Origin of the sequence: Limosilactobacillus pulli (assembly GCF_947381555.1) — a bacterium.
GTDB lineage: Bacteria > Bacillota > Bacilli > Lactobacillales > Lactobacillaceae > Limosilactobacillus > Limosilactobacillus pulli.
In genome coordinates this window covers 75,655-99,038 of sequence record NZ_CANCWQ010000003.1, presented here as the reverse complement: position 1 = coordinate 99,038, position 23,384 = coordinate 75,655, and the positions used below count along the sequence as shown (strand labels likewise).

The window sequence follows — 23,384 nt, the reverse complement described above, 5'->3', positions numbered from 1 at the left end:
TGGAAATGGAAGAAATCTTTGACAAGCTTCAAGCGGTTGCCGATCGCTATGATGAGCTCAACGAACTGATCAGTGACCCTGAAGTCATTGCCGACACGGCGCGGTTTATGAAATTGTCCAAGGAAGAGGGAAGTCTGCGTGAAACCGTTGAAAAATACAACGAGTACAAGCAGGTAACGCAAACCATTAAAGATGACGAAGAAATGCTTCGTGAAATTGATGATCCTGATCTAACGGTAATGACCAAAGATGAGATTGCCTCGTCTAAAGAACGTCAGGCTACGCTGGAAAAGGAATTGGAAGTTCTTTTGATTCCTAAAGACCCTAATGATGACAAAAACATTATCATGGAAATTCGTGGGGCTGCCGGTGGTGATGAGGCCAGTCTGTTTGCGGCCGATCTGTATGATATGTACCTGCGCTATGCCGAAAAACAGGGCTGGAAGGTTGAAGTTGTCGATAAAAATGAAACCGAAGTCGGCGGTTTTAAGGAACTCTCTTTGTTGATCACTGGCGATAAGGTTTACTCTAAGCTGAAGTTTGAAAACGGCGCTCACCGCGTACAGCGAGTACCAGTTACGGAATCAGCCGGTCGGGTGCACACGTCAACGGCAACGGTTGGGGTGATGCCAGAAGCTGAAGACGTTGAGATCGACATTGATCCAAAAGACATTCGGACCGACGTTTACCGTTCCTCTGGTGCCGGTGGTCAGCACATCAACAAGACCTCTTCAGCCGTTCGCATGACGCACCTGCCAACCGGGATCGTGGTTGCCATGCAAGATGAGCGTTCACAACAACAGAACCGAGCCAAGGCCATGCGCATCTTAAAGGCACGGGTCTATGACTACTACCAGCAAAAAGAACAGAATGCCTATGACCAAAAGCGTAAAGATGCGATTGGGACCGGGGATCGTTCCGAACGGATTCGGACCTACAACTACCCACAAAACCGGGTTACCGACCATCGTATCGGATTGACGCTTAACAAGCTGGATAAGATCATGGCTGGGGACCTAGATGAGATCATCGAAGCCTTGATCATTGCCGATCAGACCAAGAAACTGGAGCAGCTGCGCAATGAATAGGCCAACCGGCGAATCCTGGACCTACTTTCAGGCACAGCGTTGGGCAGCCGATTATCTCAAAGAGCGGGGACTTGATCCGCATACGCCAGAATTTATCCTCAAGATGATTCATGACTGGAACACCACGACGCTTTTGATGCATAATCGTGATCGTATGCCATCAGAAGAAGTGGTGCGGTTTCGTCGGGCAATTGAGCGCGTAGCTGACCACGAGCCGCCACAGTATGTCGTTGGCAAGGCACCATTTTACGGCCGCATGTTTATTGTCAGCCGCGACGTCTTGATTCCGGAAAGCGAAACTGAAGAACTAGTCGAGTGGGTGCTGGAAACAATGCCTAAAGACAAGCCACTGCGCGTTTTGGATCTGGGAACCGGCAGTGGGACAATCGGTATTACGCTGAAACTGGAGCGGCCGCTTTGGCAAGTGACGCTCAGCGACATCTCAGCTGGCGCCTTACGCGTAGCAACCGCCAATCAGCGTCTGCATGGTACCAATCTACCCGAAATCGAAAGCGACATGTTTGCTCGCCTGGCTGATCAAAAGTTTGATCTGATCGTAACCAATCCGCCATATATCGCGCCATCAGAGATTGCTCTAATGGATAAGGCGGTCTTGGACTATGAGCCGCCCGTTGCACTGTTTGCTGATGAGCACGGCCTTGGATTTTATCATCGCCTGTTTGAAAGGATTGGCGATCATCTAACACTAGGCGGTCAGCTGTTTGGCGAAACCGGTTTTGATCAGGAGCAGGGCATTCAAGATCTCTGCCATCAAGTTGCCCCCAATGCGCAAATCCAAACGCGTCATGATATGGCTGATCGCATGCGGATGATTCATGCATGGAATTTTTAAGTCTGGGAAGGAAGCACGATTTTGGAAACAAAGATTTTTAAGCTAAATGAGATTGATCAAGCGGCGCAGGCCATTAAAAATGGACAGCTGGTGGCTTTCCCAACTGAAACGGTCTATGGTCTGGGTGCTGATGCCACCAATGAAGACGCTGTTAAAAATGTCTACTTGGCCAAGGGACGTCCCAGTGACAATCCACTGATCGTTCACGTGGCCTCAATTGAGATGGTTGAGCGCTATGCAGTCGAGATTCCCGATAACGCACGGCAATTGATGAAGCAGTTTTGGCCTGGTTCATTGACGATCATTTTAAAAATCAAGCCAGGCTCACTTTCCAAAACAGTAACTGGTGGTCTGGAAACGGTGGCCTTTCGTTTTCCTGACTGTCAGCCAACCCTTGATTTAATCTTAAAAGCCGGTGTACCGATCGTGGGCCCATCTGCCAATACTTCTGGCAAGCCGAGTCCAACGACGGCTCAGCACGTCTATCATGACTTAAACGGCAAAATTGCGGGAATCTTGGACAATGGACCGACACGAGTTGGGGTTGAATCGACGGTGCTGGATCTTTCAACATCGCAACCGGCAATTCTGCGGCCCGGAGCTGTTACCAAGGCCCAGATCGAATTAGTAATTGGCTCGATTGATCTGGACCGGCACCACGTTGGCAAAAACGAAACGCCTAAGGCTCCAGGCATGAAGTATCGCCATTATGCACCAGGCGTCCCGGTTGCCATTGTTGATCCGCAAACCGACTGGCAGATGGTTGATAAATGGATTGCTGATCAGCCGTTTAAGGTAGGTGTAATGGCTGAAAAACAAATTTTAGATCAGATTGCCTGGAGTGATAATGCCGTCCTCTACTCGTTGGGGGATGATGTCAGTGATGCCAGTGCGCATCTGTTTGGCGGGCTGCGCTTTTTTGACGATCAAGCCGACGTCAAAGCAATTCTGGTACAGGGATTAAAAGCTGCTGGACTAGGTGCCGCCTATATGAATCGCTTGAATAAGTCAGCGGGCGGCCACCATTTTGATGCATCAGTCAAATAATTGATAAAATTAATTTTTTTGCCTAAGCATAAAGGCACGTTTTTGGTACAATAGTTGAGAAACATTTAAGGAGATATATATTCATGGGCAAGTTTGAAGTTATTGAACATCCATTGGTTCAACACAAATTAACGATGATCCGCGACAAAAACGTTGGGACCAAGTTTTTCCGCGAAACGGTCAAGGAAATCTCAACACTGATTGCTTACGAGGTTTCTAAGAACATGCCGCTCAAGGAAGTCGAGATCGAAACGCCAATCTGCAAGACCACGCAAAAGGAACTGGCTGGCAAGAAGGTTGCCATCGTGCCAATTCTGCGGGCTGGTTTGGGAATGGTCGAAGGCTTTACCGATCTGATTCCAGCTGCCAAGATCGGTTTTATTGGTATGTACCGTGATGAGGAAACGCTTAAGCCACATGAATATTTTGTTAAGCTGCCAAGCGACGTTTCAGAACGTCAATTATTCGTTGTTGATCCAATGCTGGCAACGGGTGGCTCAGCCGTTGATGCCATTGGCGCTTTAAAGAAGCGGGGCTGTGAGGAAAAGAATATCAAGTTTGCTTGTCTGGTTGCTGCTCCAGAAGGGGTTAAGGCAATCCAATCTGCTTATCCAGATGTTGACATCTATACGGCATCACTGGACGAATGCTTAAACGACCAAGGCTACATCGTTCCTGGTCTGGGCGATGCCGGTGACCGCCTGTTTGGTACCAAGTAATTAGCTGAATTAAAAATCCAGTCTGTGATCTAATCATGGACTGGATTTTTGATTTCTTAACATTTATTAATAACCGCACTCAAATGAAGTCAAGTTCGCCAAAAATAGTAAAATAGTAGCTGATTGTAAAAAATAAATCCAATAAAGGATCTGAAAAAATGCAGAAATTAAAGGTTTCATCCAGCTTTATCAGATGGCTGCTGATTTTGGTGGTCGTTGGGCTGGGGGCGATTCTGTTTACGTTTCATAATGAGTCGTTTTATCAGCGTCCCCTGGCCAGGGTCGAGCAGGTGAGGAACGAAAAGGCAGCCAAGCAGACTGACGAGTTTAAAAACGTTGACTGGCAGACTAAGCAATATCTAAAAATCAAGATGCTCAATGGTAAGTATCGTGGAAAAAAGCTGATGGTCACCAATACCTATTCTTATTCGGGTGCAATGGATCAAAGATATCGAGTCGGCAATGAGATCTTTTTAACGCGCGTGCATGAGAAAGATGGATTGCTGCATGCGACGATCGCGGGCTATAAGCGCGATACCGTCATTGTATTTCTGGTTTGGCTGGTAATTTTGCTTCTGCTTTTGATGATGAAAAAACAAGGCAATCTGGCATTACTCAGTGTAGTGGTCAACTCGATTCTATTTGTTTTGGCAATTGAGCTGGATCTTAAAATGCAGGCAGCCCATGTCTTGTTGATTTTTGGCACTTTGGCACTGATCTTTACGATTGTCAGCCTGATTCTGATTTTGGGCTTGACCAAACACATGCTGGCGACGCTGGGTGCAACCGTTTGTGGTACGTTGATTGCAATGCTGATCAGCCTGTTGGTTTTCCAATTAACGCAGGAGCGCGGCATTTACTATGAATCAATGCAGTACGTAACCCAGGTTCCCCGACCGTTGTTTTTGGCCGAGACCTTACTGGGATCACTGGGTGCCGTAATGGATGAATCAAGCGATATCGTGGCCACGATCTTTGAATTGAGACAGCTCGATCCCACCGTAACCAAAGGCCAGCTGTTTATGGCCGGCCGCAGCGTTGGCAAATCGATCATGGGACCCTTGATCAATGTTTTGTTTCTGATTTTTATGGTCGATACCTTTACCTCATCGCTGCTGTATCTTAAAAATGGCAATTCTTGGGGCTATACGTTTTCGATGAACATGTGTCTGGGAACCGTTCAGAGTCTGATCAGCGGTATTGGCATCGTCTTGGCCATTCCGATTGCCAGTGGTCTGGCGGCAATCCTGTTGGGAAAGAAGGGAAAAGCATGAGTACGATTACGGCACTGGGCCTGGTCTTGATGGTGTTGATGATTTTAGTTGGCGGTAAGCAAGGCTGGACCGCATTTTTAAGTCTGCTGCTAAATTTTGGCTTTTTGTACTTTGCCATCGTTTTAATTGCTTTTCATGTCCCGCCAATGTTTGTTACGTTGACGACAGGTACGATTATTTTGGCTGTAACGATTTTTATGGGCGAAGATGATTTGAAAACGACTGTAACGGCTTTTTATGCCTCACTGATCGTAATGGGGATTCTTTTGTTGTTGATTGTCGGTGTTGAGCATTGGGCAATGGTGCAAGGCTTTGGTCCCGAAGACAGCGAGGATTTGGAAGGAATGTCGCTTTTAATCGGCATCAGCTATCTGAAAGTAGCAGTTACGACGACGATTTTAAGTACGTTGGGGGCCATTGCTGAAGCAGCAATGGCCGTGTCGGCTGGACTGACCGAGATTTTAGATGCCCATCCTGATATTGACAATGCGCAGATCATGAAAAGCGGGATGGCAATTGGTGGCCAGATTATTGGTACGACCTTTAATACCTTGTTCTTTGGCTTTTTTGGCGGCTTCTTAACGCTGTTTATCTGGTTTGCGGGACTGCATTATTCGTTAGGCACGATCATGAACAACAAGATTTTCGTTGGTGAGATGATCATGGTATTGACCTCGTTTATCGGCGTTTTGCTGACGGTGCCGATTACGGCTTGGATCATGGGACTGCGAAAAAAGAGCGTGGTTGACAGTTTTGGTGAAAACAAGTAAGCTATTATCTGGTAACTTGAATATCGGTCCTTTAATCAAATTCAGAGAGGTTTGAAAGGATGCGTTAAAATAATCATCCAATTGCGGATTGTTTTAAGGTAGTCTTTGGGCCGGCGCTCAAGGGCTATTATTTTTATCTGCATAGGAGTGTTTTTTATGGCACATCGCGATGGCGTCGTTTTAGACGTTGATGAACGGCCAGAATTTGGTCAATGGGTTGGACTTTCATTGCAGCATATGTTCTCAATGTTTGGCTCAACTGTGCTGGTACCAATTCTGGTCGGATTAAATCCCGGCATTGCCCTTTTTAGTTCTGGGGTTGGGACCTTAATGTATCTGCTGATTACACGGCATAAGATTCCAGCCTACATGGGATCCAGCTTCAGTTTTATCGTGCCGATGATGGCATTGATGAAGTCAACTGGCTATCCCGGCATTGCTCAAGGAACGGTAGCAGTTGGCTGTGTATATCTGCTGGTATCTTTAATTGTAACGATGATCGGTTCGGACTGGATTGATCGAGTACTGCCGCCGATTGTGGTTGGCCCGATCGTGATGGTAATCGGTCTTTCTTTGGCCAGTACGGCTGCCAAGGATGCCACGATGAATGGTACGCACTATGATTTGCGCTACTTTGCCGTAGCTATGCTGACTCTGATCATTACGATTGCATTCAATATGTTTTTTAAGGGCTTTTTGGGACTGATTCCGATTCTGCTTGGGATTGTTTGTGGCTATGTGATCGCTTGTCTGTTTGGTATTGTTGATCTGGTTCCAGTTGCCAGCGCGCATTGGTTCAGTCTGCCAGACTTTCAAATTCCATTTGTAACATATAAGCCGCATTTTTACTGGGGAGCCATTTTAAGCATGGCACCAATTGCTTTTGTTACCATGACTGAGCACATGGGACACATCATGGTCTTAAATGAGCTGACTGAGCGCAACTACTTTAAAGATCCTGGCTTGAACCATACGCTGGCTGGTGACGGGACGGCTTCAATCATTGCTGGTTTCGTTGGGGGCCCGCCAGTAACCTCATATGGTGAAAATATAGGTGTCTTGGCCATCACGCGGGTTCACAGTGTCTACGTGCTGGCTGGAGCTGCACTGTTTGCCGTCTTCTTCAGTTTTGTCGGTAAGCTGAGTGCATTGATCGAATCAATTCCTGGACCTGTAATCGGTGGTATCTCCTTCTTATTATTTGGTGTGATTGCCTCCAGTGGTCTGCGGGTCATGATTGAAGATCAGATTGACTTCAATAAAAAGCGCAATTTGATGATCAGCTCAGTCATCTTGGTGATCGGGATTGGCAATGCCTATCTGAAGCTGGGACAGTACCAGTTCTCTGGCTTGGCAGTGGCTGCTGTTTTAGGAATTATTTTGAATCTGATTCTGCCCCAAGAAGCTGCCAGCGAACGAACCAAAGATAACTAGACCAATTAAAAATGAAACAAACGATGACGAACTATCTCAAATGTCATCGTTTTTTTATTTATGTCAACAATTAATTATTGAATTATAAACATTTTATCAAGTTGGTTTAAAGATTAGATTAACTCGTGACACCTGGTATACATGGCGTTTGGGCGATGATGGCGTTTTCTTTTGCTTCGATATTTTTTTGAAATTTTAATGAAATAATGCTATATTAATGATCGTAACTTGGGACAGTTCGTGGTTGTTTCAACGAGATGGAATCCAATTTACAAACCAAATTATTGTTATAAAGAAAAGAGGTGGAATATAAATGGGCGAGGAAGCTTATACTTTTAAGCTATTCGGCCTTACGTTCAATGCGACTAACGTAATTTCAGGCGCCATTATCTTTGTCTTGGTCTTCTTTGTATTGTTTGGCCTTTCACGGCATCTGCAAATGAAGCCCAAGGGTGGTCAGAACTTGATTGAATGGCTGATTGAATTCACAAACGGTATCGTGCGGGAACAGATGCCCGCATCAGAAGTTGGCAACTACAGCTTCTTGGCCTTCGTACTGTTTGCCTTCATCTTCTTCTCAAACCAGCTGGGTCTGATTTTCCAGATCGGATGGAATGGAAACGAGATTGTAAGAAGTCCCACTGCCGATCCAGTCGTAACGCTGACTTTCTCGTTAAGCATGATCATGCTGGCACACTTTGCCGGGATCAGCAAAAACGGTCTGAAGCACTATTTTGGCTCTTACCTCAAGCCATATGCCATTATGCTACCAATTAACTTGGTTGAGGAATTTGCCAACTTCTTGACGCTGGGTCTGCGGCTCTTTGGTAATATCTTTGCCGGGGAACTGCTGCTGAAGTTGCTTGGACAGATGGCCTTTTCACATGGTGTTCCAACGATTCTGGTCAGTCTGCCGCTTGAAATCGTTTGGCAAGGCTTCTCAGTCTTCATTGGGGCTATTCAGGCTTATGTCTTTGTAACATTAACTACGGTTTATATTTCTCAGAAGGTTTCTGCTGAGGAATAAGCATATCTTAAGGAGGATATAAAAATGGGTGCAATTGCTGCAGGTATCGCTGCTTTTGGTGCGGCACTGGGTGCCGGTATTGGTAACGGTTTTGTTATTAGCCACACGATCGATGGGATGGCCCGTCAACCAGAAATGTCTGGTGCACTGCGTGGTACGATGTTCATCGGTGTTGGTTTGATCGAAGCCATGCCTATCTTGGCCATCGTTATTGGCTTCCTTGTAATGAACAAGTAGTTTGAGTAACTAAAGCTATCAATTTACAAGGAGGTGTCAATAGATGTTGCAAGGTGTTCTGGCTCAATCCAATAGCTTATACGTCGGAGACATGCTGTTTTACATTGTTTCATTTATTATCTTGATGCTGCTGGTTAAGCACTATGCTTGGAAACCAGTTACGGATATGATGAACAAGCGGGCAGCCAAGATTTCCGATGACATCGACAATGCAGAAAAGTCGCGTGCTGAAGCTGAAAAGCTGGCGGCGCAGCGTCAAGCTGAATTGCAGAACTCTCACCAAGAAGCCGCCAACATTATCAGTACGGCCAAAAAGACTGGTGAAGCTCAACGGGACCAGATCGTTACGGATGCGCAAAAAGATGCGCAGATCGTAAAGGAGCAAGCCCAAAAGGATGCTGAGCAGGCACGTCGCGATGCTCTTAAAGGGGCACAAAATGACGTTGCCAACTTATCTATTGAGATTGCTTCCAAGCTCATCCACAAGGAATTAAATGCGGACGATCAAAAAGAACTGATCGATTCGTACATCGAAGGGTTGGTAAAACATGAGTCTTGATAAGAAGACGGTTGCTAACCGCTATGCGAAAGCAATTTTTGAGCTGGCTGAAGAAAACGACCAGCTTGATCAAACTTATCAAGAATTATCTGCTTTGCGTCAAGTCTTCGAGGAAAATGGCAGTTTGGCAGCGCTGTTGAGCGGTGTCGACCTGTCACTCGCTGAGAAAAAATCTTTGATTGATGCATTGAAAAAGGATGCTTCGCCATTCGTTTCCAATCTGATTCAAATGGTTTTTGATTACGGCCGTATGGATGATTTGGTCGCAATTATTGATGAGTTTGAACGGCGTTACGATGCATTTAACAAACGCATTCACGCCGAAGTAATCACAGCGGTGCAACTCGATACGAAGCAACGCGATCAACTGAAGGCTGGTCTGGCTAAGCGCTTGTCAGCCAACGAAATCGTATTGCACGAAACGGTTGATCCGTCAATTTTAGGTGGGGTTGTTATCCGAGCCAGCAATGAGACTTTGGATGGCAGCCTGCGCTCCAAGATTGAACAAATTCGTCGTTTACTTGTTAAATAATCAATTGTCAAAGAGGTGAGACCTTTATGAGCATTAAAACTGAGGAAATCAGTTCACTCATCAAGAAGCAGCTCGCCAACTATCAGGACCAAATTTCCGTTGAAGAAACTGGGACGGTTACCTATGTTGGTGACGGGGTTGCTCGTGCCGATGGCTTGGAAAATGCCATGGCTGGTGAGTTGCTCGAATTTAGCAACGGTGTCTACGGGATGGCCCAAAACCTCGAAAGTAACGATGTTGGTATCGTTATTTTAGGGGACTACACGGGAATCCGTGAAGGCGATACTGTTAAGCGGACGGGCCGGATTATGGAAGTACCCGTCGGCAAAGAACTGTTAGGTCGGGTCGTTGACCCACTGGGACGTCCAATTGACGGTCTTGGCGAAATCAAGACTGACAAGACGCGTCCCGTGGAAAAGAAGGCCCCTGGCGTTATGCAGCGTAAGAGCGTTAGCGTGCCACTGCAAACTGGTATCAAGGTTATCGATGCCTTGGTTCCAATTGGTCGTGGTCAACGTGAATTGATCATTGGTGACCGTAAGACTGGTAAGACTTCACTGGCCATCGACACGATCATCAACCAAAAAGACCAAAACATGATTTGTATCTATGTTGCCATTGGTCAAAAGGAATCCACGGTTCGGGCTCAAGTTGAAACGCTGCGTCAATACGGCGCTTTGGACTACACGATCGTCGTTTCAGCCAGTGCCTCCAACCCAGCACCTATGCTTTACCTGGCACCATATGCCGGGGCTGCAATGGGTGAAGAGTTCATGTACAATGGCCAAGACGTTTTGATCGTTTACGATGACTTGACGAAACAAGCCGATGCCTACCGTGAACTGTCACTGATTCTGCGGCGGCCACCAGGTCGTGAAGCCTACCCAGGTGACATTTTCTACACGCACTCACGTCTGTTGGAACGTGCAGCTCGGCTGTCCGATGACATGGGTGGCGGTTCAATGACTGCATTGCCAGTTATTCAAACCCAAGCCGGTGACGTTTCTGCCTACATTCCAACCAACGTTATCTCCATCACTGATGGTCAGATCTTCTTGGATTCTGACTCCTTCTATGCTGGTCAACGTCCAGCCATCAACGCCGGTACGTCAGTTTCTCGTGTCGGTGGTGACGCTCAGATCAAGGCCATGAAGAAGGTTGCTGGTACGCTGCGTCTGGATATTTCTGCCTACAACGAACTGGCTGCCTTTGCGCAATTCGGTTCTGACCTGGATGAAAACACGCAGCGTCGTCTGGGACGTGGTGAACGGACGATGGAAATCTTAAAGCAGGGCCTGCATGAGCCACAACCAGTTGCTCAACAGGTTGTAACGCTTTTTGCTCTGTCACATGGCTATGTTGACAATATTCCGGTTCAAGACGTTCGTCGCTTTGAACAAGAACTGGCTGCCTACATGCGTGCCAACCACCAAGACGTTTACGACCAGATTGCCGAGACTGGCAAACTGCCAGAAGGCGATGTCATCGACAAGGCAATCAAGGACTTTAAGGAAACGTCATTTCAAACCAGCGACAGCAACAAAGCTGCCAGAAACTAAGCATGACTAGTCGAAAGGACGGTGAGATTTAGTGCCAGCTTCACTTGCTACTGTTAAACGCAAGATTCAGTCAACCAAGAGCACGCGTCAGATCACTTCTGCCATGCAAATGGTTTCTACGGCTAAGCTTAACCAGATTCAGCACCATACCAAGGCTTATGAAGCCTATGCTGCTACGGTTCGTGAAGTCCTGTCCAGCATGGTCAAATCTCACAGTACGACGGACGCTGACAGTAAGGATCAGTTTACGTCGCTGTTTGACAAACGACCAGTACAACAGACTGGCATCTTAGTTATTACATCTGACCGGGGTTTGGTAGGAAGCTATAACAGCAACGTTATCAAAGAAACCCTGGAAACGATGAAAAAACATCATTTGAATAAGGGCAACACGGTTTTCCTGACGATTGGGCGAACCGGGACCGAGTTCTTTAAGAAACGCGGGATGAATGTTGTCTATGAATATACTGGTGTTAGTGACGTGCCAACGTACAAGGAAGTGCGTGGGATCGTTAAGACCACGGTTCAAATGTACAATGATGGAGTGTTTGATGAGCTTTTCCTGTCATATAACCACTACGTCAACCGAATCACGTCACACGTTCGAGTTCAAAAAATGATGCCGGTATCAGAAGATTCCATGACCGACGATCAGCCGACCGTAAGCAGCGAATCAACTGATAAGACCCGGATTTCACCTGAATTCGAGTTCGAACCTTCCGCTAACGATATCGTTTCGGTAATCGTTTCACAATATGCGGAAAGTTTAGTTTATGGAGCGATTTTGGATGCCAAGACATCCGAACACTCCTCAAGTGCCAATGCAATGAGCTCTGCTTCCGACAATGCCGATGAAATCATTTCGGATTTGGAGCTTCAATACAACCGGGCACGGCAGGCTGCCATTACCACGGAAATTACCGAAATTACCGGTGGTATGACGGCCCAAGAATAATCATTCTAGTAAGTAGGAGGAAACAGCATGAGTGCTACTGGTAAAGTTGTACAGGTTATCGGTCCAGTTGTCGATGTTGAATTCCCCTTGGACGACAAGCTGCCAGAAATCAATGACGCGCTGAAGATCGACAAAGGCGATGGCACGACGCTGACTACTGAAGTTTCCCTGGAATTGGGTGACGGTGTGGTACGGACGGTTGCCATGGACGGTACTGATGGTCTGCAACGTGGCATGAAAGTCGAAAACACGGGCGCTTCAATCAGCGTTCCAGTTGGTGACGATACTCTGGGTCGTGTCTTCAATGTCCTGGGTGAACCAATCGACAATGGTCCAGAATTCGGCCCAGATGCCAAGCGGATGCCAATTCACCGTGAAGCACCTAAGTATGAAGATTTGAACAACACTACGGAAATTTTGGAAACGGGGATCAAGGTTATTGACCTGCTGGCTCCATACGTTCGTGGTGGTAAGATTGGTCTTTTCGGCGGTGCCGGTGTCGGCAAGACCGTCTTGATTCAAGAACTGATTCACAACATTGCCCAAGGCCACAACGGTATTTCTGTATTTACCGGTGTTGGTGAACGGACCCGTGAAGGTAACGACATGTACTTCGAAATGAAGGCTTCTGGGGTTCTGAACAAGACGGCCATGGTTTATGGTCAAATGAACGAGCCACCTGGTGCCCGGATGCGGGTTGCCTTGACTGGTTTGACGATTGCGGAATACTTCCGTGACGTTAAGGGTCAAGACGTGCTGCTGTTTATCGACAACATCTTCCGGTTTACCCAAGCCGGTTCAGAAGTTTCAGCCCTGCTGGGTCGGATTCCATCAGCCGTTGGTTACCAACCTACGCTGGCTACTGAAATGGGTCAGCTGCAGGAACGGATCACCTCGACGAAAAAGGGTTCCATCACGTCGATTCAAGCCGTTTACGTTCCTGCCGATGACTATACCGACCCTGCTCCAGCAACGACTTTTGCCCACTTGGATGCCACGACCAACCTGGAACGTCGGCTGACTCAAATGGGTATCTACCCAGCCGTTGACCCACTGGCTTCAACGTCAACTGCCTTGACGCCAGAAGTCGTTGGTAAGGAACACTATGAGGTTGCTACGCGGGTACAACACGTTCTGCAACGTTACCGTGAATTGCAAGACATCATTGCCATCCTGGGTATGGATGAGCTTTCTGATGAAGAAAAGACGATTGTTGCTCGGGCACGGCGGATTCAATTCTTCTTGTCACAGAGTTTCAACGTTGCTTCACAATTTACGGGGATGCCAGGTCGTTACGTTCCATTGAAGGACACGATTAAAGGCTTCAAGGAAATCCTGGATGGTAAGTACGATGACTTGCCAGAGGATGCCTTCCGTTTGGTCGGACCAATCGAGGATGTCGTTGAAAAAGCTAAGCAGATGAAAGCTGATGCCGAAAAAGCTGAAAACTAGGAGGGATGATCATGGCTGATAGTACTTTTAAGGTCACCATTATCACTCCTGATGGCACCGTCTATGAGAACAAAGACGCTACGATGCTAGTTATGGATACGCGTGGTGGTCAAATGGGGATCATGGCGAACCACGTGCCCCTGGTTGCAGCGTTGCAGATCAGTGCCTTGCGCGTCAAGCACAACTCCGCTAAAGACGATGTGATCGCCGTTAACGGTGGTTTCATGGAATTCAACGAAAATACCGCAATGGTGGTTGCCGACAGTGCTGAGCTGCCAACGACCATTGATGTTGCCCGGGCTGAAAAGGCCAAGGAACGCTCTGAAAAATGGGTTGAAGAAGCTAAGCAAAAGCACAGCAAGAATGAGCTTGCGCGTGCCGAAGTTCACTTGCGTCGGGCTATTAACCGACTCAACGTTTCTCAGATGCGTTAATTCGTTTGAAAAAACGTCATGCCAATTATTGGCATGGCGTTTTTTTTAAATTCTTTGTAAACATTGATCTTCAATTAGAAGGCTTGGTGCAGAGTATGGTAAGATGATAAATGATTGCTTACTGGGAGGATGTTTAATGGAACTGACAGGGCTGCAGGCTTTGATTACGATCGTGATTCAACTTGGTTTTATTTGGATTGCCTTTTATGCTCTGCAAGGGCTGCATATGGAACGCTGGTTTCGGCGCCCACCCAAGACACTGCCTTTGCTGACAGTGATGTTGGCGACTGCACTGGGCTATTTGAATGCCAGTTTTTTATTAACGGTGCTAAAGGCAATTCATAATCTGATTTATCTGGCACGGTAAATCAATGCTGGAGGAAAATCGAATGAAAAAGATTCTGATTCAAGGAGGACAGCGTCTGCAAGGAAACGCAGCGGTTGCTGGCTCGACTGAGTTGGCACTTTCAATGCAGGCGGCAGCTCTTTTGGCTTCAACCGGCGAATTTAAGCTGACTAATGTAGCGGATACGGCAATGGTTGATTCGATGAGCGAATGTCTGCAAAAGATTGGCTTAGGCATTGGTGCCGTCAAGCCAATGCATCAACTGAATGTTCAAGCTCAAGCTGAATTAACGTTTGATGACCTAACGACGATTGATTCCTCAACATCAGCTGCTTTGATGGTTGGACCGCTATTGGCACGAACTGGCAGCATTAAGCTGAATAAGGATCAGTTATCGGATGAGCTGCTTGATGGCCTAAGTCGCTTAGGTGCAACCGTATCAAGTGATGATCAGACTTTAAAGGTTAGTGTTGATCAGCTAGCGGGCAGCCACTTGATGATCCACTCGGCTGATTGTCTAATTACACAGAGCTTGATTTTAGCAGCAGTATTGGCGAATGGCATTACCGTGATTGAAAATGCTGCCTGTGATTTTGAAGTTATCGCCCTGGCCAATCTCTTAAACAAGATGGGTGCGCGTGTTCATGGCGCGGGGACTAAGACCATCCGCATCCAGGGGGTAACCTTTGTGCATGGCTGTGACTTTGAGATTTCTGGCGACCATTTGGAGGCCACGGCATTGATGCTGGCGACGGCGATTACTAATGGTGACGTTATCGTAGAAAATATTCATGCGCAGGCCGTTCAAGGTGCAATTGATCAGCTTGAACGAATGGGCTGCACGGTGATCGTACAGCAAAATGGGATCCGCGTCTTGGGAACTGCCGTTTTGCTGCCCAGTGATCCGGTAGCGCTTTTTCCTAAAACGATGAGGCCCGAATTAGCAGTACTGCAGCTATTAGCCAATGGCAACAGCGTAAGTGCCAAGATAGATTCCAAACTGCTTGATCAGTTTCAAAAGATGCAGGCTGACGTACAGGTACAAAACGATGGACTGGTTTTAAAAGGTCCTTGTCGGCTGACCGGAACCAGCGTTAAGGCTACCGATGCTGTCAGTGCCTTGACGTTGACCTTGGCAGGGCTGGCAGCACGAGGAATGACGATCGTTGAAAATGGCGCTTATCTTGGGATTGAGTACGAGGACTTGCCAAGCAAGCTGCAAAGTCTGGGGGCCAGTCTGCAGCTAAAAGACATTGATTGATCTTAAGTATCGCAATAAAAATTTAAGTATGGTAGATTCTTATCAATTCAGCGGTTAAAAGCTGGTTGTGGTATAATATCGTTCGAATTGAGTAAAAATCGGAAGGAGAAAAACATGGCTAAGGATATCGGAATTGACCTTGGAACAGCCAATGTTCTGATTTACGTACAAGGAAAGGGTATCGTATTAAACGAACCATCCGTAGTGGCAATTGATACTCGTACTAACAAGGTGCTGGCAGTCGGCTCAGAGGCCTATCGAATGGTTGGTCGGACGCCAAGCAACATTCGCGCGATTCGGCCACTGAAAAATGGGGTAATTTCCGACTTTGATATGACCCAGGAAATGCTTTCCTACTTTATCAGCAAGCTTAGTGTCAAGGGCTTCATGTCAAAACCTGATATTATGATCTGTGCGCCAACCAACATTACCGAAATTGAGCGCAAAGCCATTATTCAAGCTGCCGAACAATCCGGCGGCGGCAAGGTCTACTTGGAATATGAGCCTAAGGTAGCTGCAATCGGTGCTGGATTGGACATCTTCAAGCCACGCGGCAATATGGTAATTGACATGGGTGGCGGTACCAGCGACATCGCCGTCCTTTCATTGGGCGATATCGTAGCCAGTGAATCAGTCCGCTTGGCTGGTGACCAGCTGAACAGCGATATTGCTGAATATATCAAGGATCACCATGGCCTGATCATTGGTGAGCATACCGCTGAGCGCATCAAGATCAAGCTTGGGACGGCTCAAAAGATGGCTGAGCCTCAGACTATGGAAGTACGTGGTCGTGACGTTGCCAGTGGCATGCCAAAGCAGATCGAAACCAATGAGAATGAAATTGCGGATGCTCTGCACGACACGCTGGAACAGATTGTACGGGCTTCGGTTACCGTTTTGGAAACCATACCACCAGAGCTGGCCAGCGATATTATCGATCGCGGTATCATGCTGACGGGTGGGACCGCAATGCTGCATGGTCTCGATAAGCTGTTTAGTGATCGATTGAAGGTCCCGGTAGTCGTTTCTCAAGATCCGCTGGATAACGTTGCCAAGGGCGCCGGCGAACTGCTGGAACGTATGCAGGCTGATGGCGGTAAAAGTCGCAAGTAGAAGCAATGTTTAGGAAAATGGTGATCATGCTGATCAAGGGTTATCAGCGCGGCATTTCAGCACGTCGTCCCTATCGTGTGTGTCGCTATGAGCCAACCTGCTCGCAGTATATGCTGGAAGCCGTTCAGCGATTTGGCCTAAAAGGAATCATTATGGGCAGTGCCAGGATTCTGCGCTGTCATCCTTGGGCCAGGGGCGGTTTTGATCCAGTGCCGGATCACTTTACAATCCGACGAACACATCATAGACAAGGGTGAAAACGTGTCAAAAAAAGAAAAGACGGTTGCTGTTAGCGTCAAAGATATTGAACGCAATGGCCAGCCGGTAGAACAGATTTTTGTTGGAAAGCGACTGATCGGTGAGGTCGTGGCTGATAAGGAGCGTTTTAAAGCAATCCTTTTGAAAGGGGAGCAGGCATTTTACGTTCGCTCTCAAGAAGAGGGACTCGAAACGATTCTGCAGCAGTATCATCTTCACCAAGGTTGATTGGTGGATAAAAGGGGGTTGGGGGACATCCCGAACCCTTTTTAGTTTTAATTAAGGAGAAATTTTAATGCAACGTTCGCAAAATGATAATGAATCGCGGATTGACTGGGGCATTATCTTCTGTGTGCTTTTGCTGGCTTTGATTGGTTTGGCTTCAATCTATGTTGCTGCCGTTAACGATACGACGCCAACCAGTGTTGCACGCCAGGTAGTATCGCAGCTGGTTTGGTACATCATCGGGACGATTCTGATCATTGTTATCATGCAGTTTGATGCCGAACAGCTCTGGAAGATCGCCCCAATCGTCTATTGGCTGGGTGTCTTCTTGATGTTTGCCATTCTGGTGTTCTACAGTCGATCATACTATGCCAGTACTGGTGCCAAAAGCTGGTTTGCAATTGGTCCATTCACCTTCCAGCCTTCCGAGGTTATGAAACCAGCCTACATTCTGATGATGGGGCGCGTAATTACCACGCACAACAGTCAGTACAGCACACATACCGTGGAATCGGACTGGCGCTTGATCGGGAAGATGCTTTTGTGGCTGATGCCGATCATGATCTCTTTGCACTTCCAAAACGACTTTGGGACGTCGCTGGTTTTCTTTGCCATCTTCTGCGGCATGTTGCTGGTTGGTGGCGTAACCTGGCGCATCATCGCTCCGGTAGCGACGGTATTAATCGTGATTGGTGGTTCAGCTTTGGCAATGGTTACCAGTACGACCGGTCGCCGGATCTTGGAACATATCGGCTTTCAATCGTATCAGTTTGACCGTGTCGACACTTGGCTGAATCCTCAAGCTGATACGACCAATCAAGGCTACCAGCTTTGGCAAAGTATCAAAGCGGTCGGTAGTGGTGGCATTACCGGGACTGGCTTTAACCATACGCACGTTTATGTGCCGGTGCGTGAATCGGACATGATCTTTTCGGTGATTGGTGAGAACTTTGGCTTTATCGGTGGCGTTTTATTGATCCTGCTGTACCTATTGTTGATCTATCTGATGATTCGGGTGACGTTTGATACTCGAAATGAGTTTTATGCCTACATTTCAACCGGCGTAATTATGATGATTCTTTTTCACGTCTTTGAAAATATCGGGATGAATATTGGTCTTTTGCCATTGACCGGGATTCCGTTGCCATTTATCAGTGCTGGGGGTTCGTCTTTGATCGGAAATCTGATCGGGGTCGGTATGGTCATGTCAATGCGGTATCATCATCATTCCTACATGTTCAGCAACAATCAAGAATTTCACTAGAGGTGATATAAAATGGAGCAGCCATGGTGGATTGATCATCAGGCTCGTGACCTGGCCGCGATTGGTTTGACTGAGTCGGCATTGCAGGAACTAGGACGGCTGCTGTTTGTCGATCTTGCACTGGTTGGTACGCAGCTTAAGACCAATGACAGTTTGGCAACGATTGAAGGACAGCAGATGATTACCGATTTAAAAAGTCCAATTGATGGTGTGATCGTGGCGGTCAATCCAGCCTTAAAGGGATGGGTGGCTGCTGATGTCGATAATGGACAATGGCTGATTAAGGTACAGCCATTTAGCTGAATGAATTTCTCTGACTACTGAGATCGGCAATATTAAGCCAGTCTCAGTTTTTTTATGAAATTTATGAAAAAGTGTTGACGGAAATTAAAATTGCATTATAATAACTGCATAATCAATTAATCGAACGAACAAATCTAAACATACAGAAAAGCAGAGTAGATTGTGGCGCGTGCTCAGAGAGTTTCCGGTTGGTGCGAGGAAATTCGTTAAGCAGTCGAAGATGGGCTTGGAATGGTACTGGCGATATTTAGCCGGTAACGGGGTTGCAGCCGTTATCAATGCAAGGTGATTTTTTCAAGTCACCTACCGAGGTCTGGTTTGTGAGAATCAGACAAAAAAAGGTGGTACCGCGAAACACTCGTCCTTTTTCTTAGGACGAGTGTTTTTTGTTTGTTTCGATTGATGATAATCAGACAATTGGCTGCTGGCGGGCTGTTGTTTAGTAAAAAGCTATTATTCAAAGGGATTATTCAACTGAGATTGAGAGGAGACATCATTATGAATAAACGTAAGAAGAAAACACTGATTTGGGTTGTTGTAGCACTGGTTGTCGTTATTGCTGGGATTTTTAGCTTCGGCAACTTTGGCAAGCAAAAAGAACAAACCGTAACGGTCGGGGTCGTTTCCCCATCCAAGCAGGATGAAGCTGTTTGGAATCAGGTTAAGAAGACGGCGAAGAGCAAGTACAACGTTGACATTAAGTTGAAGACGTTTACCGACTACAACCAGCCAAACAAGGCTCTGCAAAGTGGCAGCATTGATCTGAACGCATTCCAGCACAAGGCATTCTTGAATGCTTGGAACAAGGCCAACCATGGTACGCTGGTTTCCATCGGTAAGACGTTTATCACGCCAATTCACCTGTACTCCAACAACTACAAGAGCGTTAAGAGTCTGCCAGATGGCGCAACGATTGCTATTCCAAACGATGCATCCAACGAAAGCCGGGCACTGTACGTTCTGCAAAGTGCTGGCTTGATTACCTTGAAGAAGAACACTAGTGCATTGGCAACGATCAGCTCAATTGCCAAGAACCCAAAAAACCTGAAGATTAAAGAAGTTGCTGCTGACCAAGCTGCCCGGACTTTGGGCAGTGTCGATGCTGCAGTGGTTAACACCAACTACGCCGTGGCTGCCAAGATCTCAACCAAGAAGTCCATCTTTACTGAACCAGTTGACAAGAACTCTGAACAATGGATCAACTTGATTGCCGCTCAAAAGAAGGATCGCAACAAGGAAGCCTACAAGGATGTCGTTAAGGCATACCAAACTGAAAAGGTTAAGAAGGTTATTAACGAACAATACAAGGGCATGGAAAAGCCAGCTTGGGACATTAAGCTGAAGTAATTCCGACTAGACAGAAGGAGAAGAGATATATGGGGACAAACATTATTGATTTGGAACACATCGACGTTACGTTCCAGACTGGCAAAAACGAAACTGTTCAAGCCGTTAAGGATGTCACCCTGCAAGTCGAAAAAGGCGACATCTATGGGGTAGTTGGCTACTCTGGTGCCGGTAAGTCTACGCTGGTTCGTACGATCAACCTGCTGCAAAAGCCAACTGCAGGTAAGATTACGGTTGAAGGTGAGGTACTGTTTGCCGATCACAAGCAGCAGATCAGCAATGCCAAACTGCAGGAAAAGCGACGCAATATCGGTATGATCTTTCAGCACTTTAATCTGCTGAACGAAACGACGGTGCTCGACAACGTCATGTTTGCCCTCAAGCACAGTAAACTCAGTGATGACGAGGTCGAACAAAAGTCACTCAAGCTCTTGGATCTGGTCGGCTTAAAGGACAAGGCTGATGCTTATCCAGTTCAGCTGTCCGGCGGTGAGCAGCAGCGGGTTGCGATTGCCCGTGCACTGGCCAACGACCCTGAGATTTTGATTTCAGATGAAGCAACGTCGGCATTGGATCCACGCAATACCAATCAAATTCTGGATCTGCTCAAGGACCTGAATGAAAAGCTGGGCTTGACGATTATTTTGATCACGCACGAAATGGATGCCGTTAAGCGTGTTGCCAACAAGATTGCAGTAATGCAGCATGGGGTTATCATCGAAAAAGGCGAGTTGCGCAAGATTTTCCTGCAGCCACAGCAGGAACTGACGCGCCAATTCGTTGGTGGTTCACTGGCTGCCATGGATACGCTGCGCTCAATGGATCTGGGAACGCTAAAAGATGATGAAGAGCTCTATCAACTGGTCTACAGCGGCAATTCAGTCGTTGAGCCACTGATTATCGGACTCTATAAGCAGACCGGCGTTGAGGCCAGCATGATTTACGGTAACGTTGAGGTATTAGGCAACGTGCCGATCGGAATGCTGTTTGTCATCGTTAAAGGTACACCTGAGCAACGCGATGCTGCTGTAAAGTTCTTTAAGGATCAAGACGTTGAAGTAACCAAGATTGATGATCGGGGGATTTGGCATGACTGAGTTTTTTGCAAAATATTTTCCTAATGTCGTCCAACTAGGCTGGAGCGGTGACAGTGGCTGGGGCACCTCAATTGGTCAGACACTGTACATGACTTTTTGGCCAGCTGTCTTTGGTGGCATTCTTGGTATGCTGTTCGGGGTAATTTTGGTTGTCACCAAGCCTGGTGGCATTATGGAAAATCGGACGCTGTTTAGTATTTCCGACAAGATCGTCTCACTGTTTCGGGCCATTCCGTTCATCATCCTGCTGGCCTTCATTGCACCAGTAACGCAATTGATCGTTGGGACGCAGATTGGGACGACGGCAGCTTTGGTACCATTGTCGTTAGGATTTTTCCCATTCTATGCGCGTCAGGTACAAGTTGCCTTAGAAAGCGTAAACTACGGTAAGATCGAAGCAGCTCAGGCAATCGGTGCTACCAACAGCGACATCATCTTTGACGTTTACTTGCGTGAAGCACGCTCTGAGCTGGTGCGGGTAACGACGGTTTCTCTGATCAGTCTGGTTGGCCTGACTGCAATGGCTGGTGCAGTTGGTGCCGGTGGGCTTGGTAACACGGCTATTGCCTACGGGTACGATCGTTTCTGCAATGACATTACGATCGTAGCCACGCTGCTGGTCTTGGTACTGGTTATCATTATTCAGTTGGTTGGTGACGTTTTGGCAAAGGCCGTTAACCACCAAAACCGCTAATCTGTTTAAATTATGGAAACGGCTTTTTCGGGCCGTTTCTTTTTTTAGAAATTCTGGAGGGCATTAAAATGGATAAGGAGAAACAGGCAAAAATATTAAAAGATCTGATTCAAATCAATTCGGTCAATGGCAATGAGATTGATGTTGCAGCATACTTAGCCAAACTTTTTGAACAATACGGCTTTAAGACTGAAATTGATGCGTTTGGCGATCGGCGGGCCAATCTGATCGTTGAGTTTGGGTCTGACAGCTCAAAACGGGTATTGGGCGTTACCGGCCACATGGATACCGTTGCAATCGGTAATCGCAATAATTGGCATCATGATCCGTTTGGGGCCGAAACGCAAGGGGATCGATTATATGGCCGTGGGGCTGCTGATATGAAAAGCGGTTTGGCAGCGCAGGTTATTGCCTTGATCGAGCTAAAGGAAAGTGGCTGGCAGCCTGATGGTAAGATTCGCTTTATTGCTACCGCTGGTGAAGAATATGGGACGCCGGGTGCCAATCGTCTGGAAGAAAGAGGTATTGCAAAAGATCTGGATGCTTTGATCGTTGGTGAGCCAACGGGCGGCAACATCGTTTATGCCACGTCGGGAAGCTACAACTATCAGGTTATCTGTAAAGGACGCTCAGCTCACAGCTCCATGCCAGAACGTGGCGTCAATGCCGTTAGTGGTCTGGCTCGGTTTATTGAACTGGAGGATCGGCTTTTTGACAATGTCCCACTTGATCAGTATCTGGGCAGTGTTAAGCATTCAATCACGATTCTAAAGGCGGGCGATCAAGTCAATACGATTCCAGATCATGCTGAATTGCGCGGCAACATTCGACCTACGCGGGCCTTTGATAATCAAAAGGTTACGCAGCGCCTCAATCAGGCCATCGACTATCTGAATCAGACCACGGACTATCAGTTGTCGCTTAACATTTTAAATGACTGGTGGCCAATTGCGACCGATCCACAAAATGAGTTGGTGAAACTGGCATTGACAGCATCGAAAAACAGCTATCAAAAAGATCCAGAGCTAACGATTATCAATGGGGCTACCGATGCCAGCGTATTTGTCAAGCATCGTCCGGAGCTGCCGGTTATCGTATTAGGTGCCGATGAGTGGTCGCGGGCCCATCAGGTTGATGAGTATACGACCTGGTCGAGCTATTTTGCCACAATCAGTGCCTATCAGACGATCATGCGCGACTTTTTTGCATAGTACTTAACTCAACCTCTTAACTACGTATAATAATACCTCAGCGCAGTAGCTGGCTGGCGGTTCAGACTCCGTAAATCGGTCTCAGGCTGATTTGCGGAGCTTTTTCTCACTCTCTTTTAATGTGATAAAATTAAATGACTAGTAAAAGGGGGATGTCTATGGCCAAATCAATTGCCAGCTTGGGAAGCCAGCTGGCGAAACTGCATCAGCGCGTTGATAATGCAGAAATCTTTCAGTCACTGTACCATCGCGTTGGTGAGCTTACAGAGCAGGTTCCCATTCAAAAAAAAGACCAGCTATGCACCACCAGCTGATGATCGGATAT

The 23,384-nt window shown here is 47.0% G+C and carries 27 protein-coding genes and 1 other annotated feature; all 27 genes read left to right on the top strand.

The annotated features are described in order from the left end of the window. Window positions 1–5 precede the first annotated feature (5 nt). The 27 genes from prfA to QOS03_RS01740 all read left to right on the top strand — a co-directional run bounded on the left by prfA (window position 6) and on the right by QOS03_RS01740 (window position 23,373). The gene (prfA, locus tag QOS03_RS01870; protein WP_283575179.1) at window positions 6–1,088 is read left to right on the top strand and encodes a peptide chain release factor 1; all 1,083 of its coding nucleotides are present in this window, start codon (window positions 6–8) and stop codon (window positions 1,086–1,088) included. After that, window positions 1,081–1,941, top strand: a complete 861-nt coding sequence (gene prmC, locus QOS03_RS01865) for a peptide chain release factor N(5)-glutamine methyltransferase (protein WP_283575165.1) — start codon at window positions 1,081–1,083, stop codon at window positions 1,939–1,941. Before prfA ends, prmC begins: the two co-directional genes overlap by 8 nt. 21 nt (window positions 1,942–1,962) lie before the next feature. Further along, entirely contained in the window at window positions 1,963–2,988 is a 1,026-nt protein-coding gene (locus tag QOS03_RS01860) for an L-threonylcarbamoyladenylate synthase (protein ID WP_283575164.1), read from the top strand. An 83-nt stretch (window positions 2,989–3,071) separates the two neighbouring features. Further along, window positions 3,072–3,707, top strand: a complete 636-nt coding sequence (gene upp, locus QOS03_RS01855; RefSeq protein WP_283575163.1) for a uracil phosphoribosyltransferase — start codon at window positions 3,072–3,074, stop codon at window positions 3,705–3,707. Between the two features lie 158 nt (window positions 3,708–3,865). Next, the gene (locus QOS03_RS01850; RefSeq protein ID WP_283575162.1) at window positions 3,866–4,981 is read left to right on the top strand and encodes a YibE/F family protein; all 1,116 of its coding nucleotides are present in this window, start codon (window positions 3,866–3,868) and stop codon (window positions 4,979–4,981) included. Beyond that, entirely contained in the window at window positions 4,978–5,751 is a 774-nt protein-coding gene (locus tag QOS03_RS01845) for a YibE/F family protein (RefSeq protein WP_272216439.1), read from the top strand. Before QOS03_RS01850 ends, QOS03_RS01845 begins: the two co-directional genes overlap by 4 nt. 156 nt (window positions 5,752–5,907) lie before the next feature. After that, window positions 5,908–7,185, top strand: coding sequence for a solute carrier family 23 protein (locus tag QOS03_RS01840; RefSeq protein WP_283575161.1), 1,278 nt, complete (start codon window positions 5,908–5,910; stop codon window positions 7,183–7,185). 313 nt (window positions 7,186–7,498) lie between these two features. Beyond that, window positions 7,499–8,212 (top strand): F0F1 ATP synthase subunit A, encoded by a 714-nt coding sequence (gene atpB, locus QOS03_RS01835; RefSeq protein WP_169461184.1) that lies wholly within the window; start codon window positions 7,499–7,501, stop codon window positions 8,210–8,212. A 24-nt stretch (window positions 8,213–8,236) separates the two neighbouring features. Next, window positions 8,237–8,449, top strand: a complete 213-nt coding sequence (gene atpE / locus QOS03_RS01830) for a F0F1 ATP synthase subunit C (protein ID WP_006500291.1) — start codon at window positions 8,237–8,239, stop codon at window positions 8,447–8,449. A gap of 43 nt (window positions 8,450–8,492) precedes the next feature. Further along, window positions 8,493–9,008: a F0F1 ATP synthase subunit B gene (gene atpF / locus QOS03_RS01825; RefSeq protein WP_169461183.1), complete on the top strand. Its 516-nt coding sequence runs from the start codon at window positions 8,493–8,495 to the stop codon at window positions 9,006–9,008. Beyond that, window positions 8,998–9,540: an ATP synthase F1 subunit delta gene (atpH, locus tag QOS03_RS01820; RefSeq protein WP_283575160.1), complete on the top strand. Its 543-nt coding sequence runs from the start codon at window positions 8,998–9,000 to the stop codon at window positions 9,538–9,540. The genes atpF and atpH overlap by 11 nt, the downstream gene beginning before the upstream one ends. Before the next feature lie 26 nt (window positions 9,541–9,566). Then, the gene (gene atpA / locus QOS03_RS01815) at window positions 9,567–11,099 is read left to right on the top strand and encodes a F0F1 ATP synthase subunit alpha (protein ID WP_283575159.1); all 1,533 of its coding nucleotides are present in this window, start codon (window positions 9,567–9,569) and stop codon (window positions 11,097–11,099) included. Window positions 11,100–11,130: 31 nt separating this feature from the next. Next, window positions 11,131–12,054, top strand: coding sequence for a F0F1 ATP synthase subunit gamma (locus QOS03_RS01810; RefSeq protein WP_283575158.1), 924 nt, complete (start codon window positions 11,131–11,133; stop codon window positions 12,052–12,054). 27 nt (window positions 12,055–12,081) lie between these two features. Further along, on the top strand, window positions 12,082–13,506 hold the full coding sequence (gene atpD / locus QOS03_RS01805) for a F0F1 ATP synthase subunit beta (RefSeq protein WP_169461179.1): 1,425 nt from the start codon (window positions 12,082–12,084) through the stop codon (window positions 13,504–13,506). Window positions 13,507–13,517: 11 nt separating this feature from the next. Continuing rightward, window positions 13,518–13,940 carry a F0F1 ATP synthase subunit epsilon gene (locus QOS03_RS01800; RefSeq protein WP_169461178.1) on the top strand — a complete coding sequence of 141 codons (423 nt, stop codon included), beginning with the start codon at window positions 13,518–13,520 and terminating at the stop codon, window positions 13,938–13,940. 136 nt (window positions 13,941–14,076) lie between these two features. Continuing rightward, complete coding sequence (locus QOS03_RS01795; RefSeq protein WP_169461177.1) at window positions 14,077–14,307, top strand: DUF1146 family protein; 231 nt, start codon at window positions 14,077–14,079, stop codon at window positions 14,305–14,307. Between the two features lie 22 nt (window positions 14,308–14,329). Next, window positions 14,330–15,547 (top strand): UDP-N-acetylglucosamine 1-carboxyvinyltransferase, encoded by a 1,218-nt coding sequence (locus QOS03_RS01790; RefSeq protein ID WP_283575157.1) that lies wholly within the window; start codon window positions 14,330–14,332, stop codon window positions 15,545–15,547. Window positions 15,548–15,661: 114 nt separating this feature from the next. Beyond that, entirely contained in the window at window positions 15,662–16,660 is a 999-nt protein-coding gene (gene mreB / locus QOS03_RS01785; RefSeq protein WP_169461175.1) for a rod shape-determining protein, read from the top strand. 5 nt (window positions 16,661–16,665) lie between these two features. Continuing rightward, window positions 16,666–16,917, top strand: coding sequence for a membrane protein insertion efficiency factor YidD (yidD, locus tag QOS03_RS01780; protein ID WP_169461174.1), 252 nt, complete (start codon window positions 16,666–16,668; stop codon window positions 16,915–16,917). 4 nt (window positions 16,918–16,921) lie between these two features. Next, window positions 16,922–17,146, top strand: coding sequence for a DUF2969 domain-containing protein (locus QOS03_RS01775; protein WP_006500281.1), 225 nt, complete (start codon window positions 16,922–16,924; stop codon window positions 17,144–17,146). Window positions 17,147–17,213: 67 nt separating this feature from the next. Continuing rightward, on the top strand, window positions 17,214–18,407 hold the full coding sequence (locus QOS03_RS01770; RefSeq protein WP_169461173.1) for an FtsW/RodA/SpoVE family cell cycle protein: 1,194 nt from the start codon (window positions 17,214–17,216) through the stop codon (window positions 18,405–18,407). Between the two features lie 12 nt (window positions 18,408–18,419). Then, window positions 18,420–18,710 (top strand): glycine cleavage system protein H, encoded by a 291-nt coding sequence (locus QOS03_RS01765; RefSeq protein WP_283575156.1) that lies wholly within the window; start codon window positions 18,420–18,422, stop codon window positions 18,708–18,710. A gap of 134 nt (window positions 18,711–18,844) precedes the next feature. Further along, window positions 18,845–19,079: a binding site (T-box leader), on the top strand. A 129-nt stretch (window positions 19,080–19,208) separates the two neighbouring features. Continuing rightward, window positions 19,209–20,057, top strand: coding sequence for a MetQ/NlpA family ABC transporter substrate-binding protein (locus QOS03_RS01760; protein ID WP_283575155.1), 849 nt, complete (start codon window positions 19,209–19,211; stop codon window positions 20,055–20,057). A gap of 29 nt (window positions 20,058–20,086) precedes the next feature. Beyond that, window positions 20,087–21,154, top strand: coding sequence for a methionine ABC transporter ATP-binding protein (locus QOS03_RS01755; RefSeq protein WP_283575154.1), 1,068 nt, complete (start codon window positions 20,087–20,089; stop codon window positions 21,152–21,154). Then, the gene (locus tag QOS03_RS01750; RefSeq protein ID WP_205882230.1) at window positions 21,147–21,848 is read left to right on the top strand and encodes a methionine ABC transporter permease; all 702 of its coding nucleotides are present in this window, start codon (window positions 21,147–21,149) and stop codon (window positions 21,846–21,848) included. Before QOS03_RS01755 ends, QOS03_RS01750 begins: the two co-directional genes overlap by 8 nt. A 68-nt stretch (window positions 21,849–21,916) precedes the next feature. After that, window positions 21,917–23,059 (top strand): ArgE/DapE family deacylase, encoded by a 1,143-nt coding sequence (locus QOS03_RS01745; RefSeq protein WP_283575153.1) that lies wholly within the window; start codon window positions 21,917–21,919, stop codon window positions 23,057–23,059. Window positions 23,060–23,217: 158 nt separating this feature from the next. Next, window positions 23,218–23,373 (top strand): hypothetical protein, encoded by a 156-nt coding sequence (locus tag QOS03_RS01740; RefSeq protein ID WP_283575152.1) that lies wholly within the window; start codon window positions 23,218–23,220, stop codon window positions 23,371–23,373. The last annotated feature ends 11 nt before the right edge of the window (window positions 23,374–23,384 follow it).

Coding starts and splice junctions, on each gene's coding strand:
- QOS03_RS01840 (WP_283575161.1), top strand. CDS start 5,908: ATGGCACATCGCGATGGCGTCGTTTTAGACGTTGATGAACGGCCAGAA.
- QOS03_RS01845 (WP_272216439.1), top strand. CDS start 4,978: ATGAGTACGATTACGGCACTGGGCCTGGTCTTGATGGTGTTGATGATT.
- QOS03_RS01790 (WP_283575157.1), top strand. CDS start 14,330: ATGAAAAAGATTCTGATTCAAGGAGGACAGCGTCTGCAAGGAAACGCA.
- QOS03_RS01770 (WP_169461173.1), top strand. CDS start 17,214: ATGCAACGTTCGCAAAATGATAATGAATCGCGGATTGACTGGGGCATT.
- QOS03_RS01750 (WP_205882230.1), top strand. CDS start 21,147: ATGACTGAGTTTTTTGCAAAATATTTTCCTAATGTCGTCCAACTAGGC.
- atpE (WP_006500291.1), top strand. CDS start 8,237: ATGGGTGCAATTGCTGCAGGTATCGCTGCTTTTGGTGCGGCACTGGGT.
- atpA (WP_283575159.1), top strand. CDS start 9,567: ATGAGCATTAAAACTGAGGAAATCAGTTCACTCATCAAGAAGCAGCTC.
- atpB (WP_169461184.1), top strand. CDS start 7,499: ATGGGCGAGGAAGCTTATACTTTTAAGCTATTCGGCCTTACGTTCAAT.
- prfA (WP_283575179.1), top strand. CDS start 6: ATGGAAGAAATCTTTGACAAGCTTCAAGCGGTTGCCGATCGCTATGAT.
- upp (WP_283575163.1), top strand. CDS start 3,072: ATGGGCAAGTTTGAAGTTATTGAACATCCATTGGTTCAACACAAATTA.
- QOS03_RS01850 (WP_283575162.1), top strand. CDS start 3,866: ATGCAGAAATTAAAGGTTTCATCCAGCTTTATCAGATGGCTGCTGATT.
- QOS03_RS01740 (WP_283575152.1), top strand. CDS start 23,218: ATGGCCAAATCAATTGCCAGCTTGGGAAGCCAGCTGGCGAAACTGCAT.
- yidD (WP_169461174.1), top strand. CDS start 16,666: ATGTTTAGGAAAATGGTGATCATGCTGATCAAGGGTTATCAGCGCGGC.
- mreB (WP_169461175.1), top strand. CDS start 15,662: ATGGCTAAGGATATCGGAATTGACCTTGGAACAGCCAATGTTCTGATT.
- prmC (WP_283575165.1), top strand. CDS start 1,081: ATGAATAGGCCAACCGGCGAATCCTGGACCTACTTTCAGGCACAGCGT.
- atpF (WP_169461183.1), top strand. CDS start 8,493: ATGTTGCAAGGTGTTCTGGCTCAATCCAATAGCTTATACGTCGGAGAC.
- atpD (WP_169461179.1), top strand. CDS start 12,082: ATGAGTGCTACTGGTAAAGTTGTACAGGTTATCGGTCCAGTTGTCGAT.
- QOS03_RS01795 (WP_169461177.1), top strand. CDS start 14,077: ATGGAACTGACAGGGCTGCAGGCTTTGATTACGATCGTGATTCAACTT.
- QOS03_RS01765 (WP_283575156.1), top strand. CDS start 18,420: ATGGAGCAGCCATGGTGGATTGATCATCAGGCTCGTGACCTGGCCGCG.
- atpH (WP_283575160.1), top strand. CDS start 8,998: ATGAGTCTTGATAAGAAGACGGTTGCTAACCGCTATGCGAAAGCAATT.
- QOS03_RS01760 (WP_283575155.1), top strand. CDS start 19,209: ATGAATAAACGTAAGAAGAAAACACTGATTTGGGTTGTTGTAGCACTG.
- QOS03_RS01755 (WP_283575154.1), top strand. CDS start 20,087: ATGGGGACAAACATTATTGATTTGGAACACATCGACGTTACGTTCCAG.
- QOS03_RS01800 (WP_169461178.1), top strand. CDS start 13,518: ATGGCTGATAGTACTTTTAAGGTCACCATTATCACTCCTGATGGCACC.
- QOS03_RS01745 (WP_283575153.1), top strand. CDS start 21,917: ATGGATAAGGAGAAACAGGCAAAAATATTAAAAGATCTGATTCAAATC.